14 protein-coding genes are annotated in these 15,889 nt (G+C 72.3%); 9 read left to right on the top strand and 5 right to left on the bottom strand.

What is annotated here, in order from left to right; all coding sequences use genetic code 11:
• Window positions 1–87: 87 nt before the first annotated feature.
• Window positions 88–774, bottom strand: coding sequence for an MOSC domain-containing protein (locus LIV37_RS21300; RefSeq protein WP_121824667.1), 687 nt, complete (start codon window positions 772–774; stop codon window positions 88–90).
• Between the two features lie 79 nt (window positions 775–853).
• On the opposite strand from LIV37_RS21300, the gene LIV37_RS21295 reads away from it, so the two are divergent.
• Window positions 854–1,774, top strand: coding sequence for a LysR family transcriptional regulator (locus LIV37_RS21295; RefSeq protein WP_020869185.1), 921 nt, complete (start codon window positions 854–856; stop codon window positions 1,772–1,774).
• A 91-nt stretch (window positions 1,775–1,865) separates the two neighbouring features.
• Here the strand turns inward: LIV37_RS21295 and LIV37_RS21290 are convergent, their stop codons facing one another.
• Complete coding sequence (locus tag LIV37_RS21290; protein WP_014054233.1) at window positions 1,866–2,180, bottom strand: WhiB family transcriptional regulator; 315 nt, start codon at window positions 2,178–2,180, stop codon at window positions 1,866–1,868.
• 408 nt (window positions 2,181–2,588) lie between these two features.
• On the opposite strand from LIV37_RS21290, the gene LIV37_RS21285 reads away from it, so the two are divergent.
• The 4 genes from LIV37_RS21285 to LIV37_RS21270 all read left to right on the top strand — a co-directional run bounded on the left by LIV37_RS21285 (window position 2,589) and on the right by LIV37_RS21270 (window position 7,008).
• Window positions 2,589–3,200, top strand: a complete 612-nt coding sequence (locus tag LIV37_RS21285; protein ID WP_003948568.1) for a response regulator transcription factor — start codon at window positions 2,589–2,591, stop codon at window positions 3,198–3,200.
• Between the two features lie 290 nt (window positions 3,201–3,490).
• Complete coding sequence (locus LIV37_RS21280; RefSeq protein WP_020869184.1) at window positions 3,491–4,102, top strand: sigma-70 family RNA polymerase sigma factor; 612 nt, start codon at window positions 3,491–3,493, stop codon at window positions 4,100–4,102.
• A gap of 156 nt (window positions 4,103–4,258) precedes the next feature.
• Entirely contained in the window at window positions 4,259–5,761 is a 1,503-nt protein-coding gene (gene guaB, locus LIV37_RS21275; protein WP_020869183.1) for an IMP dehydrogenase, read from the top strand.
• A gap of 119 nt (window positions 5,762–5,880) precedes the next feature.
• Window positions 5,881–7,008: a GuaB3 family IMP dehydrogenase-related protein gene (locus LIV37_RS21270; protein WP_020869182.1), complete on the top strand. Its 1,128-nt coding sequence runs from the start codon at window positions 5,881–5,883 to the stop codon at window positions 7,006–7,008.
• Between the two features lie 109 nt (window positions 7,009–7,117).
• On the opposite strand, the gene LIV37_RS21265 is transcribed toward LIV37_RS21270, so the two are convergent.
• Together LIV37_RS21265 and LIV37_RS21260 are read right to left on the bottom strand one after the other, a co-directional pair.
• Complete coding sequence (locus LIV37_RS21265; RefSeq protein WP_020869181.1) at window positions 7,118–7,807, bottom strand: hypothetical protein; 690 nt, start codon at window positions 7,805–7,807, stop codon at window positions 7,118–7,120.
• A 208-nt stretch (window positions 7,808–8,015) separates the two neighbouring features.
• Entirely contained in the window at window positions 8,016–8,459 is a 444-nt protein-coding gene (locus LIV37_RS21260; RefSeq protein WP_020869180.1) for a hypothetical protein, read from the bottom strand.
• An 89-nt stretch (window positions 8,460–8,548) separates the two neighbouring features.
• On the opposite strand from LIV37_RS21260, the gene LIV37_RS21255 reads away from it, so the two are divergent.
• From LIV37_RS21255 to LIV37_RS21245, 3 genes are all read left to right on the top strand, one after another.
• Window positions 8,549–9,706, top strand: a complete 1,158-nt coding sequence (locus tag LIV37_RS21255; RefSeq protein WP_020869179.1) for a rod shape-determining protein — start codon at window positions 8,549–8,551, stop codon at window positions 9,704–9,706.
• Between the two features lie 640 nt (window positions 9,707–10,346).
• Window positions 10,347–10,565, top strand: coding sequence for a hypothetical protein (locus LIV37_RS21250; protein WP_185057983.1), 219 nt, complete (start codon window positions 10,347–10,349; stop codon window positions 10,563–10,565).
• A complete protein-coding gene (locus LIV37_RS21245; protein ID WP_185057982.1) occupies window positions 10,562–12,634 on the top strand; it encodes a DUF6049 family protein in 2,073 nt (690 codons plus the stop codon). Before LIV37_RS21250 ends, LIV37_RS21245 begins: the two co-directional genes overlap by 4 nt.
• Window positions 12,635–12,665: 31 nt before the next feature.
• Here LIV37_RS21245 and LIV37_RS21240 read toward each other — a convergent pair whose 3' ends face one another.
• A complete protein-coding gene (locus LIV37_RS21240; protein WP_020869178.1) occupies window positions 12,666–13,937 on the bottom strand; it encodes a nucleotide sugar dehydrogenase in 1,272 nt (423 codons plus the stop codon).
• 197 nt (window positions 13,938–14,134) lie between these two features.
• On the opposite strand from LIV37_RS21240, the gene LIV37_RS21235 reads away from it, so the two are divergent.
• Window positions 14,135–15,841, top strand: coding sequence for a glycerol-3-phosphate dehydrogenase/oxidase (locus LIV37_RS21235; RefSeq protein WP_020869177.1), 1,707 nt, complete (start codon window positions 14,135–14,137; stop codon window positions 15,839–15,841).
• Window positions 15,842–15,889: the final 48 nt, after the last annotated feature.

The following is a 15,889-nucleotide window of genomic DNA, read 5'->3' as shown; positions in this document are numbered from 1 at the left end:
TATCGGCCGTGGCAGGCCCCGGCGGACCGCCGAGCGGCACCGCGAGCGATCTGCGCCGGAATGAGCGCTTCCGTCAGTCCGCTTCCGTCAGCTCGCCTTCGCGGACCGGTACTTCAGGGCGGTCTTCCGCACCTCCGGATGCAGCGCGTCACCGGCCGCCAGCACCCTCGGGAGCAGCTCCCGCTCCGTGGTCTCGGCGCGGAAGAGGAACTCGACCGTCACCTCGTGGTCGGGCCGGTGCACGATCTCGACGGAGTCGCCCGAGCGGATCTCGCCGGGCTCGATCACCCGCAGATACGCACCCGGGACGGCGGCCTGGGTGAACCGCTTGAGCCACCCCCGCTCGCCCAGCCACCCGGCGAACGTACGGCACGGGATCCGCGGTGAGGTCACCTCCAGCAGCAGTTCGCTCCCCACTCGCCAGCGCTCGCCGACGAGCGCGCCGTTGACGTCGATACCGCTGGTGGTGAGGTTCTCGCCGAAGGCTCCGTTGGCCAGCTCGCGGGCCAGCTCCCGCTCCCAGACGTTGAGGTCCTCCCGGGCGTAGGCGTAGACGGCCTGGTCGTCGCCGCCGTGGTGGCGGAGGTCGCAGACCGAGTCACCGGCCAGACCGCTTCCGGCCCGGCCCTTCGGCCCGGGGGCCGCGACCCGCACCGGGCGGTCGACGGGCCGCTTGTCGATACCGGTGCCTGCGGGGCAGTCGGTGTGGGCGCTCGGCATCGCGCGGCCGATGTTCACGGTGAGGACGGTTGAGGGGCGTGGAGTATGCGGCATGACCGCACCGTAGGACAGTGAGGTCAAAGCGTCGACGTAATATCCCGGGCCGTACCCAAGGGTCCCTTATGCTCAAGGCATGATCGAGGCCCGCCATCTCAGGGTGCTGCGCGCGGTGGCCGCCACCGGCTCCTTCTCCGCCGCCGCCCGTGAGCTCGGCTGCACCCAGCCCGCCGTCAGCCAGCAGATGAAGGCCCTGGAGGGCGCCGCGGGCACCCCGCTGCTGATCCGCAGCGGACGGGAGATGCGGCTGACCGAGGCGGGCCGGGCGCTGGTGCGGCACGCCGGCGGGATCCTGGCCGGGCTGACCGCCGCCGAGGAGGAGGTCGCGGCGATCGCCGGGCTGCGCTCGGGCCGGGTGCGGCTGGTGTCCTTCCCCAGCGGCAGCTCGACCCTGGTGCCCATGGCGCTCGCCGAGATGCGCGCGGCGCACCCCGGGACGCGGGTCTCGCTCGTGGAGGCCGAGCCGCCGGGCTCGGTGGAGATGCTGCGCTCGGGCGACTGCGAGATCGCGCTGGCCTTCCGGTATCCGCAGGTGAGCGCGGAGGCGGAGGCGGCCTCGGGAGGCGGCGGCGAGTGGGACGACCTGGTCCTGCGGCCGCTGCTGAGCGATCGGCTGGTGGGCGTGGTGCCGGAGGGGCACAAGCTGGCGGGCGCCGGGGCGGTGGGGATCGCCGAGCTGGCCGGGGAGCCGTGGATCGCGGGCTGTCCGCGCTGCCGGGGGCATCTGGTGGAGGTGTGCGAGTCCGCGGGCTTCACGCCGCGCATCGACTTCGCGACGGACGACTATCCGACGGTCGTCGGCCTGGTCGGGGCCGGGCTGGGGGTCGCGGTGCTGCCCGAGCTGGCGCTGGAGTCGGTGCGGACCAAGGGCGCCACGACGCTGGAGGTGGAACCGGCGGTGCGGCGGGAAGTGGTGGCGCTGACCCTGCCCGACCTCGCCCGCGTCCCGGCGGTGGCGGCGACACTGGACCGGCTGGAGCGGGCCGCCCGCAGGTGAGCGGCGCGCGCACCACCCCGCGGCCGTCCGCGGATGCGCCGGGCGGTGACAGGAGGAACGTTTCTTCAGTTGGCCGTGCTCAGGCCGTTGATCAGGATCCCGGGGCTCCCGTACCGGCGACCGCGCGATGCCGTGCCCGCCCCATGAGCTCCTCGCGCTCGTCCTCGGTCAGCCCTCCCCACACTCCGTAGGGCTCGCGTACGGCAAGGGCGTGGGCCGCGCACTGCGCCCGTACCGGGCAGCGCATGCACACCTCTTTCGCCGACATCTCGCGTGCGCTGCGGGCAGCGCCGCGCTCCCCCTCCGGGTGGAAGAAGAGCGAGCTGTCGACCCCGCGACACGCGGCCAGGAGCTGCCAGTCCCACAGGTCGGCATTCGGGCCGGGAAGACGGGAGAAATCTGCCATTGCCTTATCTCCTCGAAGCGATCGGCTGCGGACGCTGTGTCCTGGGTCGTACACCTACGGTGTAAGTAGATGTAAATATGACTCATTGCGAATCTAGCCACACACACCACCAAATTGGAAGCAAGGTCGCCAAATGCCACCGAAGGGACTGCCTCGGGGGCTGCCCTATGGGGGAGGCGCGAAGGACGCGACCGGCGCGACGAAGCTGCTCCGTGTCCGGGCCCTCACGTAGAGTGTCGAAGGTGGCCGCCGAACCCCGTAACTCTTTCGGGTGACCGTCGTTGAGAGTGCGGAGGCGGTTGATGGGTAAAGCTCTCGGACAGACATCCGGGGCTGTCAATCGCTCAGGTGACGATATGTACCAGCCTGGAGGCTCAAGGTGACGCGCATCAGCTGCGGAGGGCGGCCATGACATCCGTCCTCGTCTGCGACGACTCCCCGCTTGCCCGAGAGGCGCTGCGCCGCGCGGTGGCGACCGTGCCCGGCGTCGAGCGTGTGACGACGGCGGCCAACGGCGAGGAAGTCCTCCGCCGCTGGGGTGCCGACCGCTCGGATCTGATTCTGATGGACGTACGGATGCCCGGTCTCGGCGGGGTCGAGACCGTGCGGCGGCTGCTCTCCGCCGACCCCGGCGCCCGGATCATCATGCTCACGGTCGCCGAGGACCTGGACGGAGTGGCGCTGGCCGTGGCGGCCGGCGCCCGTGGCTATCTGCACAAGGACGCCTCGCGCGCCGAGCTGCGCGCCACCGTGACCCAGGCGCTCGCCGACCCCACCTGGCGGCTGGCCCCGCGCCGGCTGCGCTCGGCCGAGATGGGCGCCGCGCCCACGCTCACCGCGCGGGAGATCCAGGTGCTCGAGGGCATGAGCCACGGCCGGTCCAACGCGGAGATCGGCCGCGAGCTGTTCCTGTCCGAGGACACGGTCAAGACGCACGCACGCCGGTTGTTCAAGAAGCTCGGCGCGTCCGACCGGGCACATGCGGTGGCCCTCGGGTTCCGCTGGGGTCTGGTCCGCTGATCCGGCCACGACCGTTCTGACGTGCTGCGCAGCGGGGGCGCTACGGTCCCCGCCCGTCGGTTGGCGGGCGGGGCGAAAGCGTGCGCGGCGAGCGCTGTGGTGGTGGCCTGTATCAGTTCCCCGCGCTATGCCGCATCCTTGAAGGTGTGGAGTTCCTCGGGGACGAGTCGGTCGGGCGTGAGGGGAGAGCGCAGGACGTGACGACAGCCGGCGCACCTGCTCATAACGGATCAGCGCACAACTACGGACGCGATGCCACGGAGCCCCCGGGCCCGAGGCACCATGGATGGATGCCGCGCGACGACGAGAGCCCAGGAGCCCCCAAGGGAGCTCCCGGGGGTACGGGGGCGATCGGCTCCCTCGTCGGGCGCGCAGCCGAGGGGGACGAGCAGGCCACCCACGATCTGCTGGCCCTGGTCCACCCGCTGGCCCTGCGCTACTGCCGTACGAGGCTGTCCCGACTTCCGGGTGATGCCCGCCACTTCGTGGACGACCTGGCGCAGGAGGTCTGTCTCGCGGTGCTGTGCGCGCTGCCGCGCTACCGCGACACCGGAAAGCCCTTCGAGGCGTTCGTCGTGGCCATCGCCTCCCACAAGGTCGCCGATCTGCAGCGGGCCGCCATGCGCCACCCGGGCTCCACGGCCGTCCCCTCGGACGAGATGCCGGAGCAGCCGGACGATTCGCTGGGGCCCGAGGAGCGGGCGCTGCTCAGCAGCGACGCGGAGTGGGCCAAGAAGCTGCTGGCCAACCTTCCGGAGCACCAGCGCGAGCTGGTGCTGCTGAGGGTCGCGGTCGGGCTGACGGCGGAGGAGACCGGGCAGATGCTCGGGATGTCCCCCGGAGCGGTGCGGGTCGCCCAGCACCGGGCGCTGAGCAGGCTGCGCGCGCTCGCCGAGCAGTGAGCCCCGGGCCCACCGGAGTTCCGAGCGGCTCGTTACCTTGTTGTGCCTTCCGCATTTAGCAGGTCGCTGAGAAGTTATCCACAGGGCGGAATGAGGCACTCGGGGAGCCCGTTAGCATGGGAGTCCGCGCTGGGGCAAGACCATTGGAAGGGTGTCATGACTGACAACGTCGACGGAGTGCCTGAGAAGTTCGCCATGCTCGGGCTGACGTACGACGACGTGCTGCTGCTGCCGGGCGCCTCCGAGGTGCTGCCGAACGCGGTCGACACCTCGTCCAGGGTCTCTCGGAACGTGCGGGTGAACGTGCCGCTGCTGTCCGCCGCCATGGACAAGGTCACCGAGTCCCGGATGGCCATCGCCATGGCCCGGCAGGGCGGCGTGGGCGTGCTGCACCGCAATCTGTCCATCGAGGACCAGGCCAACCAGGTCGACCTGGTCAAGCGGTCGGAGTCCGGCATGGTCACCGACCCGATCACGGTCCGGCCGGACGCCACGCTGCACGAGGCGGACGCGCTGTGCGCGAAGTTCCGTATCAGCGGTGTGCCGGTCACGGACGCCGTGGGCAAGCTGCTCGGCATCGTCACCAACCGTGACATGGCCTTCGAGGTGGACCGGGGCCGTCAGGTCCGCGAGGTCATGACCCCGATGCCGCTGGTCACCGGCAAGGTGGGGATCTCCGGCGAGGACGCGATGCAGCTGCTGCGCCGCCACAAGATCGAGAAGCTGCCGCTGGTCGACGACGCGGGCGTGCTCAAGGGCCTGATCACGGTCAAGGACTTCGTGAAGGCGGAGCAGTACCCCCACGCGGCGAAGGACGCGGGCGGCCGGCTGGTCGTCGGCGCCGCCGTAGGTGTCGGCGACGAGTCGTACGAGCGGGCGCAGGCGCTGGTCGAGGCCGGGGCCGACTTCCTGGTCGTGGACAGCGCGCACGGCCACAGCCGGGGCATCCTCGACATGATCGCCAAGGTCAAGTCCAATATCGCGGTCGATGTGGTGGGCGGCAATATCGCCACCAGGGACGGCGCCCAGGCGCTGATCGACGCGGGGGTGGACGGGGTCAAGGTCGGCGTCGGCCCGGGCTCGATCTGCACCACGCGCGTGGTCGCGGGCATCGGCGTACCGCAGGTGACGGCGATCTACGAGGCCGCCCGCGCCTGTCACGCGGCCGGGGTGCCGCTGATCGGCGACGGCGGTCTGCAGTACTCGGGCGACATCGCCAAGGCGATCGCGGCCGGTGCGGACACCGTGATGCTGGGCAGCCTGCTGGCCGGCTGCGAGGAGTCGCCGGGCGAGATGGTCTTCATCAACGGCAAGCAGTTCAAGTCCTACCGGGGCATGGGCTCCCTGGCCGCCATGCAGACGCGCGGCCAGGCCCGCTCGTACTCCAAGGACCGCTACTTCCAGGACAACGTCCTGTCCGAGGACAAGCTGGTCCCCGAGGGCATCGAGGGCCAGGTGCCCTATCGCGGCCCGCTGGCCTCGGTCGCGCACCAGCTGGTGGGCGGTCTGCGGGCGTCGATGGGCTATGTCGGCTCGGCCAATGTGGCGGAGTTGAAGGAGAAGGGCCGCTTTGTGCGGATCACCGCGGCGGGCCTCAAGGAGAGCCACCCGCATGACATCCAGATGACCACCGAGGCGCCGAACTACTCCGGCCGTTGATCCACGCTGTCCGCTGACCCGTGCCGTCCGTGCCGCCCGCACCGTTCACCCGGGCGACCTCGCGACGGTGCGGGCAGGGATACTGGGACGGCTGTTCGTGAACAGGGAAAGGCACCCACGTGACTGAGATCGAGATCGGGCGCGGCAAGCGCGGCCGCAGGGCGTACGCGTTCGACGACATCGCCGTTGTGCCGAGTCGTCGCACCCGGGACCCGAAGGAGGTCTCGATCGCCTGGCAGATCGACGCCTACCGCTTCGAGCTGCCGTTCCTGGCCGCGCCGATGGACTCGGTGGTCTCACCCCGCACCGCGATCCGCATCGGTGAGCTCGGCGGCCTCGGAGTGCTCAACCTCGAGGGGCTCTGGACCCGTTACGAGGACCCGGAGCCGCTGCTGGCGGAGATCGCCGAGCTGGACGAGCACACCGCGACCACCCGGATGCAGGAGATCTACGCCGAGCCGATCAAGGAGGAGCTGATCGGCCAGCGCCTGAAGGAGGTGCGGGACGCGGGAGTGGTGACCGCCGCCGCCCTGTCCCCGCAGCGCACGGCGCAGTTCTCCAAGGCCGTGGTGGACGCGGGGGTCGACATCTTCGTGATCCGCGGCACCACGGTCTCCGCCGAGCATGTCTCCGGCGCCGCCGAGCCGCTCAACCTCAAGCAGTTCATCTATGAGCTGGACGTCCCGGTGATCGTGGGCGGCTGCGCCACGTACACGGCGGCCCTGCATCTGATGCGCACCGGCGCGGCCGGTGTGCTGGTGGGCTTCGGCGGCGGCGCCGCGCACACCACCCGCAATGTGCTGGGCATCCAGGTGCCGATGGCCACGGCGGTCGCCGATGTCGCCGCCGCCCGCCGGGACTACATGGACGAGTCCGGCGGCCGCTATGTACATGTGATCGCCGATGGCGGCGTGGGCTGGAGCGGCGATCTGCCGAAGGCCGTCGCCTGCGGCGCGGACTCGGTGATGATGGGCTCCCCGCTGGCCCGGGCCACCGACGCACCGGGCCGCGGTCACCACTGGGGCATGGAGGCCGTGCACGACGAAGTGCCGCGCGGCAAGCGGATGAACCTGGGCACGGTGGGCTCCACCGAGGAGATCCTCCTCGGCCCGTCGCACACCACCGACGGTTCGATGAACTTCTTCGGCGCGCTGCGCCGCGCGATGGCCACCACCGGCTACTCGGAGCTGAAGGAGTTCCAGCGGGTCGAGGTCACGGTCGCGCCGTCGGCCCGCGACAAGCGCTGAGCGTCCTTCACGGGCCGGTTCGGCAACCGGTGCGGTGACCGATTCGGCAAGGGGAAGGCCCCGACCGCCTCGCGGCCGGGGCCTTCCCCTTGCTGTGTTGCCCGTGGGCTCAGCGGTTGCTGATCCGGTAGGCGGTGCTGACCGCGGCGACCGGCGCGAGCGCCATGAAGATGTAGGTCAGCGCGTCGGAGTCTTCCTTCCACGACTTCCACAGGTCGCTGAAGTGGTCGAAGAAGATCTCGTTCGAGGAGAGCACCTGGCTGCTGGCGCCGCCGCCGATCTTGTCGGCGTAGTTGCTCATCACATCGTGCAGGATCATGGCGTAGCCGTAGAGCTCGCCGAGGAACACCGCGGCCAGGGCCAGCACCGCGCCGACCACCCACAGTCCCGTGTTGCGGCCGCCCAGCTTGGCGACCGCCAGACCGATGAGCGCGCCGACGACCACACCGGCGTACGCGAACTGCGTGACCTCCGGCGGGGTCTTGTCCGTGTCCGCCATCGCGCTCAGCAGGAACGCGTAGAGGAACGCGCCGACGATCGTGGCCACGAGGGCGGCGCCCACGGCCAGCAGCGGGTTGCCGGGGCGGCCGGCCGGCGGCGCGGGCGGCGGGAAGCCGCCGCCGTACTGCGGCTGAGGCTGCTGGGGCTGGGGCGGCTGACCCTGCGGGTAGCCATAGCCGGGCTGCTGCGCGGAGCCGTACCCACCGGCCTGCTGGGGCGGGGCGGGCTGCTGCGGATAGCCGCCCGGCTGCTGCGGGTACCCGCCTGGCTGCTGTGGCTGCTGCCAGTTCTGGCTCATGGAATTCCCCCGGGGATGAAGGTGTTGAGACCGCGTTCCGGGGACAGCTCGGCTGATGAGCGGCTGCGGGCTGGGAACGCGGAAGGAAACTATCGAGCCATAAAACTAACAGGCAGGCATGACAATCAGACAAGTCGTGTCTGACGTCCGTGACATGGCTGGGACCGGACGGAGACACGTTGGCCCGGCATATGGCGATTCGTCGCCGCTATTCGGTGACGCGCTTCGCGACGAGGTAACTTTCCGCTCCCGCCACGGCGTAGAAGGTGATGTCGTTGCGCCCCAGGATGTGATCACGCCAATAGTCCGCCACCAGCCCGAAGTGCCTGATCAGGGTGTCGGCGGTGGGCCAGGAGCTCTCGTCCCCCATCAGTACCGCGGCGCCGATCAGTTGCGCCAGCGAGACACTGACCACGGCCAGCGGTATGCCGACGAGCGCCAGCAGCGGCGCCCGGCCGCCCAGCTTGCCCAGCGCGGCGCCGGTCAACAGTCCGATGCACAGCGCCCAGTAGCCGACCTCCTGGCCGCGGTGGCCGATTTTGCCCTGGATGAAGCCGAAGACCAGGGCTCCGAGCAGGGCCGCCGCGATTCCCGCCGCGAGCCCACGGGCCGGTCGTGGGGCCTGAGCTGCGGAGGGAGCGGACACGATCATGCCCGCAAGGTAGCAGTGGCACGGCCGCACGGTGGTGCGAATGACATCAGTGCCGGGACAGAATCCGGCATAAGCAATAATGTCAACTTATGGCGCAGAACAAGTCGTTCAATGGGCGTGACATGGGTATCGACCTCGGCACCGCCAACACACTGGTGTACGTACGGGGCAGGGGCATCGTGCTCAACGAGCCGTCGGTTGTGGCGGTGAACACAGTCGACGGCAGTGTGCTGTCGGTGGGTTCGGCCGCCAAGGAGACCATGGGGCGGACACCGACGAACATCGTCGCCGTGCGGCCGCTGCGCGATGGCGTGATCGCCGATTTCGAGATCGCCGAGCGCATGCTGCGGTACTTCATCAAGAAGGTCATGGGCAGCCGCCGGCTGGCCCGCCCCCGGGTGGTGGTCTGTGTGCCCTCCGGGATCACCGGCGTTGAGCGGCGCGCGGTGATGGAGGCGGCCACCCAGGCCGGGGCGCGGCAGGTGCATCTGGTCGAGGAGCCCATCGCGGCGGCGATCGGCGCGGGGCTGCCGGTGAGCGAGCCGACCGGCTGCATGGTCGTCGACATCGGCGGCGGTACGACGGAGGTCGCCGTGGTCTCGCTGGGCGGCATCGTCACCGCGCGGTCGGTGCGCACCGCGGGCGACGCGATGGATGTCGCGATCACCTCCTATGTGAAGAAGCAGTACGCGCTGGCGATCGGTGAGCGGTCCGCCGAGGAGATCAAGGTCTCCATCGGATCCGCCTCGCCCACCGGGCCGCTGTCCGTACCGCGGGTCTCGGAGTCCGTCCGGCGGCCCGAGCGGAATGTGGAGGTGTTCATCCCGGGTCAGAGCGAGGACAACGAGGACACCCAGGCGCTGCTGCCGCCGGACCGCTGCACGATCCGCGGCCGGGACCAGGCGACCGGGCTGCCCAGGGTGCTCGAACTGACCTCGGACGAGGTGCGGCACGCCCTCGCCGAGCCGGTGGACAGCATCGTCGCGGCCGTGCGGGCCACGCTCGACGAGACCCCGCCGGAGCTGGCGGGCGACATCATGGACCGCGGCATCGTGCTGACCGGCGGCGGGGCCCTGCTGCGCGGTCTGGACGTACGGCTGGGGCGCGAGCTGAACATCCCGGTGCTGGTGGCCGACGACCCGCTGGACTGCGTGGCCATCGGCACCGGCCGCTGTGTGGAGGACTTCGCCTCGCTGCGCACCGCGATGGACGCACGGCCCCGTCGGCCGGACTCCGTGCGGGTGTGACGCCCAAGCGCTCCGCCGGGAATGCCCTGACCTGCCGTCGGCCGTCTCGCGGCGCCGTCGTGGCCGGTCGCCCACCCGGCGGAGCCGCAGATCGCCCCTTCGGGGTGCCGTTCGAACCGCGGCCGATTTCCGCGAGCTGCTGAGGACGCCTCGGGGCGGCCCGGCGGGGGCTCCCCGGGGCGGCGGCCTTGAGCGTGCGGCGTCGTCCCCGGCGTGGTGGGCTGGTGACACCGCGTCGGTCCCGTGCGGCGCGGGCGGACGACAGGCGCGGGCGTCGAGGTGGTGGTCGTGGGGCGCGGCAGGACGTACCGGCGGGCGGTTCTCGCGACCGCCACCACGATCCTGGTCGCGATCGCTTCCGTGCTGTCGATGCCCGCCGGGGCGGCGACAGTCCTGGCGGACGGCGGCGGGGGTTATGGCGCGGCCATGGCGGCGGCGCAGGGCCGCGTGCCTTACGGCGACACTACGGCGCAAGGCCGCGGGCCTCGTGGCGCCGCCCCGGCGGACGGCCGTGGGGTTCGTGGTGGCACGCCGGAGGGCCGTGGGTCTTACGGTGGTGCCGCCCCGGCGAACGGCCTAGAGGCTCGCGCCGCCGCGCCGCACGGCCGTGGGCGCGGCGGCGCTGCCACGCCGCAGGGCCGTGGGTCTGACGGCGCTGCTGCGCCGCGCGGCCGTGGGTCTGACGGCGCTGCTGCGCCGCGCGGCCGTGGGTCTGACGGCGCTGCTGCGCCGCGCGGCCGTGGGTCTGACGGCGCTGCTGCGCCGCGCGGCCGTGGGTCTGACGGCGCCGCCGCGCCGCGCGGCCGTGGGCCTGATGGCCCCGTCACGCCGCAGGGCCGTGGGCCCGACGGCGTCATGAGCCCCGCGGCCCACGCACCCTCCCGCCGCTATCCCGTGTCCGTCGAGCTGACCTCCCTCACCCCCGCCGTGATCCGTCAGGGCGGCGAGCTGAGGATCAGCGGGCGGGTCACCAACACCTCCGGGCGGCGGGTCGGGGCCGCGCGGATCGGGGTGCGGATCGGGGCCTCCGGGGCGATCGACACCCGTGGCGGGCTCGCCACCGTGGCCCGTCGTACGCCCCTGACCCGGGCCGACGGCCCCGAGGTGGCCGACCGTACGGCCCGTCTCGCCCCGCTGCCCACCGGCGCCGAGCGCGGCTTCCGGCTCACCGTGCCCGTCCCCGACCTGGGGCTGGACGGCGCCGGGGCGTACGCGCTCACCGTGCATGTCGTCCGGGCGGACGGCGCGGACGGCGCGGGTGCCGGGACCGTGCTCGGGCTGATCCGCACCCACCTGTCCGCGTACCCCGACGCCACCCGGCTGGAGCCGCTGCGCACCACCGTGCTGTGGCCGGTGCTGGACGCCCCGCGGATGGAGGCGCTGACCCTGCGCACCCAGGACAGCGTGCTGCCGGTCTTCCGCGACGACCAGCTGACCGCCGCCTTCGGGCCGGGCGGGCGGCTGCGGCGGCTGGTGGAGATGGGCAAGGGGCGGCCGGTCACATGGGTGCTCGATCCGGATCTGATCGTCCAGGCTCGGGCCATGGTCGCCGGGTACCGGGTGGCCCGTACGCCGGGTGACACCGATCCGCTGCGAGCCACCGAGGGGAAGGGCGACGAGGCGGCGGCGGGCTGGCTGGCCGCGCTCCGGGCGGCGGTCCGGGGCCGCGAGGTGATCGCGCTGCCGTACGCGGACCCGGATCTGGCCTCGCTCGCGCGCGGCGGCGGCGCCCCGCTCGCCGGGCTGCTGCGCCGGGCCTCGCGCACCGGCCGGAGCGTGGTGGACCGGGCGCTGGGCGTCCACGCGCGCGCCGGTGTGGGCTGGCCCGCGGGCGGCGAGCTGGACGACGGGATCGCCCGGTACGCCAAGGGGCTCGGCCTGGACACGGTGCTGGCCTCGGGCGCCGGGGTGACCTCCGCCGGTGAGCTGGTCTCGGAGGGGGCCACCGACGACGGCGCCGTCTCGCTCGAGGGCGGCACGACCGCGCTGCGCTACGACGCGGCGATCGCGTCCCAGCTCTTCGCGAGCCATCCGGCCGCGGGCGCCTCCGGTGCGCCCGCCCGGCTGCGCTTGCGCCAGCGGCTCCTCGCCGAGACCCTTACGGCCGCGCGGGAGCTGCCGTCCGCCCGTCGCGAGCTGGTGATGGTGCCGCCGCGCCGGATGCCGCTCGCGGTCGCCCGGGTGCTGCTCACGGTGGTGGCCGAGGGCCGTAAGGCGGGCTGGCTGGAGCCGGCCGGGTTCGCGGCCGCGCTGCGCAAGCCCACGGCGGGGCGGCTGCGGGGCTTCGACGGCTATCCGCTCGCGCGGCACGCCTCCGAGCTGCCGCCCGCCCGGCTCGCGGCGGTGGTCCGGGACCGGCTGCGGATGCGGGCCCTGGCCAAGGTGCTGTCGGACGCGCGGGCCACCGCCGCGTCCGTACGGGCCGCGCTGGGCCGCTCCGTGGCGACCGCCTGGCGCGCCGACCCGGCGGGCGCGGCCTCGTACCAGCGGGGGGTGTCCCGCTATCTGACCGCCTCGATCGCGTCGGTGCGGCTGGTGCCGAAGTCCACGGTGGTGGTGACCGGGGGTTCGGCGACCATCCCGGTCACCGTCGACAACGGCCTCCAGCAGGACCTCACCGGGGTGGAGCTCCGGGTCCTCTCCAGCCGCCCCGAGCGGCTGATCGCCCGGGACCGCGCGATGCCGGTCCAGGCGTCGCGGGCGGTGAGCCGTACGGTGCGGATCCGGGTGGAGGCGTACGCGAACGGGCCGGTGCGGCTGACCGCCCAGCTCTACACCACCACCGACGGCAGGCCCTGGGGCGCGCCGATGACGTTCACGGCGGATGTGCGGTCGGTGCCGTCGGGAGCGGTGATCTTCGTGCTGGGCGGGACGGCGCTGATCGTGCTGGCGGTCGCGTTCCGGCTGCGGCGTACGCGGAGCCGGTGACGGCGGGGCCCGGACCCGGGCCGGGCGGCTCTCACAGCCGGTGTGCCGTGCCCGCCGGTCCCGCGCCCCGGGTGTCCAGCAGCAGCTGGGCCTTCACCGACAGCCCCTGGAGGTCGTAGGTGCGGTGCGGCTGGAGCAGGACGGTCAGGTCGGCGTCGGCGGCCGCCTCGTACACCGAGTCGGCGCGCTCCACCTCGCGCCCCAGCACCCGCCAGCGCGTGACGTACGGATCGTGGTAGCTGAGCCGGGCGCCCAGCTCGATCAGCCGGGAGGCGATCTCCCGCGCGGGTGAGCCCTCGGCGTCGGCGACGTCGGCCTTGTAGCCGACGCCCAGCAGCAGTACGTGCGCGCCGCGCGCCGACTTCCCGTACTCGTTGAGCAGGGCCGTGCAGCGGCGCGTGACATAGCCCGGCATCCGCCCGTTGACCTGCTGCGCGAGCTCCACCATGCGCAGCGGGATGCCGAGGCCGCGCTGCGGGTCGGCCATGTGCCCGTGGTCGACCGGCACGCCGTGGCCGCCGACGCCGGGGCCGGGGCGGAAGGACTGGAAGCCGAACGGCTTGGTCTCGGCGCAGCGGACCACGTCCCACACATCGACGCCGAGGTCATGGCAGTACACCGCCATCTCGTTGACCAGGGCGATGTTGACGTGCCGGTAATTGGTCTCCAGGACCTTGACCGTCTCGGCCTCGCGCGTGCCGCGGGCCCGGACGACCTTCTCGGTGAAGCGCCCGTAGAACGCGGCGGCCGCCTCGGTGCAGGCGGGGGTGAGGCCGCCGATGACCTTGGGAGTGTTGGCGGGGCCGTGGGCGCGGTTGCCCGGGTCGTGGCGGCAGGGGGAGTAGGCGAGGTGGAAGTCGCGCCCGGCCCGCAGCCCGGATCCCTCCTCTAGGAGTGGACGGAGGAATTCCTCGGTGGTGCCGGGGTACACGGTCGATTCCAGCAGAACGGTGGTGTGCGGGCGCAGCCTCGCCGCGAGCGTACGGGCCGCCTCGCCGACCGCCGACAGATCCAGTCTGCGGTCGTCCCCGCGCGGGGTCGGGGCGCAGATCACAGCGGTGCGGACGCGGCCGAGTTCGGCGGGGTCGGCGGTGATCCGGAACCCCTGGGAGGCCATCCGGCGCAGCTCGGCGGCGGAGAGCAGGCCCTCGCCCGAGCCGGCGGGCAGCCGTCCGGCCCGGAGGTCGTGGGCCGTGCGCGGATCGGGGTCGTAGCCGACGGTGCGGATGCCGGCGGCGGTGGCCGCCCGGGCGAGAGGAATACCGAGATGACCGAGTCCGATGACGGCGAGATCTGCGGGCATGACGTCGTGTCGTCCTTCCCGGGACGATGTCGGATGGCGCAAAGGCAGACTAAGCGGAAATATGACTCGTATTCAGTATTGGTGAGGGGTGTTGACACGGTGTCGCGTCGATGGCCGGAGCAGCGGCATGGCATGGAGGGGAGAAAGCCAGGAAAATCGGCAGAGCGGCGTGGCGTCGATCACAACGGGAGGCAGCGGTGAAAACACCGGCACTGGGACCGGCCGAGCGCGGCGAGGCGCTGGCCCGGATGGCGGACCGTGAGCTCGATGTGCTGGTCGTGGGCGGCGGCGTGGTCGGCGCGGGCACCGCGCTGGACGCCGCGACCCGGGGCCTGGAGACCGGTCTGGTCGAGTCGCGGGACTGGGCCTCCGGCACCTCCAGCCGGTCCAGCAAGCTGATCCACGGCGGACTGCGCTATCTGGAGATGCTGGACTTCGCACTGGTGCGCGAGGCGCTGAAGGAGCGCGGGCTGCTGCTGGAGCGGATCGCACCGCACCTGGTCAAGCCGGTGCCGTTCCTGTACCCGCTGAAACACCGGGTCTGGGAGCGGTTCTACGCGGGCTCGGGCGTCGCCCTCTACGACACCATGTCGATCTCCTCGGGGCACGGCCGCGGACTGCCCGCCCACCGCCATCTGAGCCGCGGCCGGGCGCTGCGCGTCGCCCCCTGCCTCAAGAAGGACGCGCTGGTCGGGGCGTTGCAGTACTACGACGCCCAGATGGACGACGCCCGCTACGTCACCACGCTGGTGCGCACGGCGGCGGAGTACGGCGCCCATGTGGCCAACCGCGCGCGGGTGGTCGGCTTCCTGCGGGAGGGCGAGCGCGTGGTCGGCGCCCGGGTGCACGACCTGGAGCAGGGCGGCGAGTTCGAGGTCCGCGCCCGGCAGGTGGTCAACGCCACCGGGGTGTGGACCGACGAGACCCAGGCGCTGATCGGCGAGCGCGGCCAGTTCCACGTCCGGGCCTCCAAGGGCATCCACCTGGTGGTCCCCAAGGACCGCATCCACTCCACGACCGGGCTGATCCTGCGCACCGAGAAGAGCGTGCTGTTCGTGATCCCCTGGGGCAGGCACTGGATCATCGGCACCACGGACACCGACTGGGACCTGGACAAGGCCCATCCGGCCGCCTCCAGCGCCGATATCGACTATCTGCTGGAGCATGTCAACGAGGTCCTCGCGGTGCCGCTGACCCGTGACGACGTGGAGGGCGTCTACGCCGGGCTGCGCCCGCTGCTGGCCGGGGAGTCGGACGCCACCAGCAAGCTCTCCCGCGAGCACACCGTCGCCCATCCGGTGCCGGGCCTGGTGGTGGTCGCGGGCGGCAAGTACACCACGTACCGGGTGATGGCCAAGGACGCCGTGGACGAGGCGGTGCACGGCCTCGACCGCCGGGTCGGGCCCTGTGTCACCGAGGAGATCCCGCTGGTCGGCGCCGTCGGCTACAACGCGTTGTGGAACGCCCGGGAGCGGATCGGCCGGCAGCACGGGCTGCACGCGGCGCGGATCGAGCATCTGCTCAACCGCTACGGCTCGGCGGCGCAGGAGGTGCTGGACCTGATCGCGGGCGACGCCTCGCTGGGGAAGCCGCTGGCCGGGGCGGAGGACTATCTGCGTGCCGAGGTCTCTTACGCCGCCTCGCACGAGGGGGCCCGCCATCTGGACGACGTCCTCACCCGCCGCACCCGCATCTCGATCGAGACCTTCGACCGCGGTACGCGCTGCGCCCGCGAGGTGGCCGAGCTGCTGGGGCCGGTGCTGGGCTGGGCCGAGGACCAGCTCGACCGGGAGGTCCAGCACTACGAGAAGCGGGTGGAGGCGGAGCGCGAGTCGCAGCGTCAGCCGGACGATCTGACGGCGGACGCGGCCCGGCTGGGCGCGCCGGACATCATCCCGCTGTAGGAGGAGGTCGCGTGTGTCACCGGCCCGCTGCAGGAGGGGCTCGCGTGT

Source organism: Streptomyces rapamycinicus NRRL 5491 (genome assembly GCF_024298965.1).
Taxonomy (GTDB): Bacteria; Actinomycetota; Actinomycetes; order Streptomycetales; family Streptomycetaceae; genus Streptomyces; species Streptomyces rapamycinicus.
Note: the sequence above shows the minus strand (reverse complement) of the source record. Positions and strands in the feature narration are given on the sequence as shown.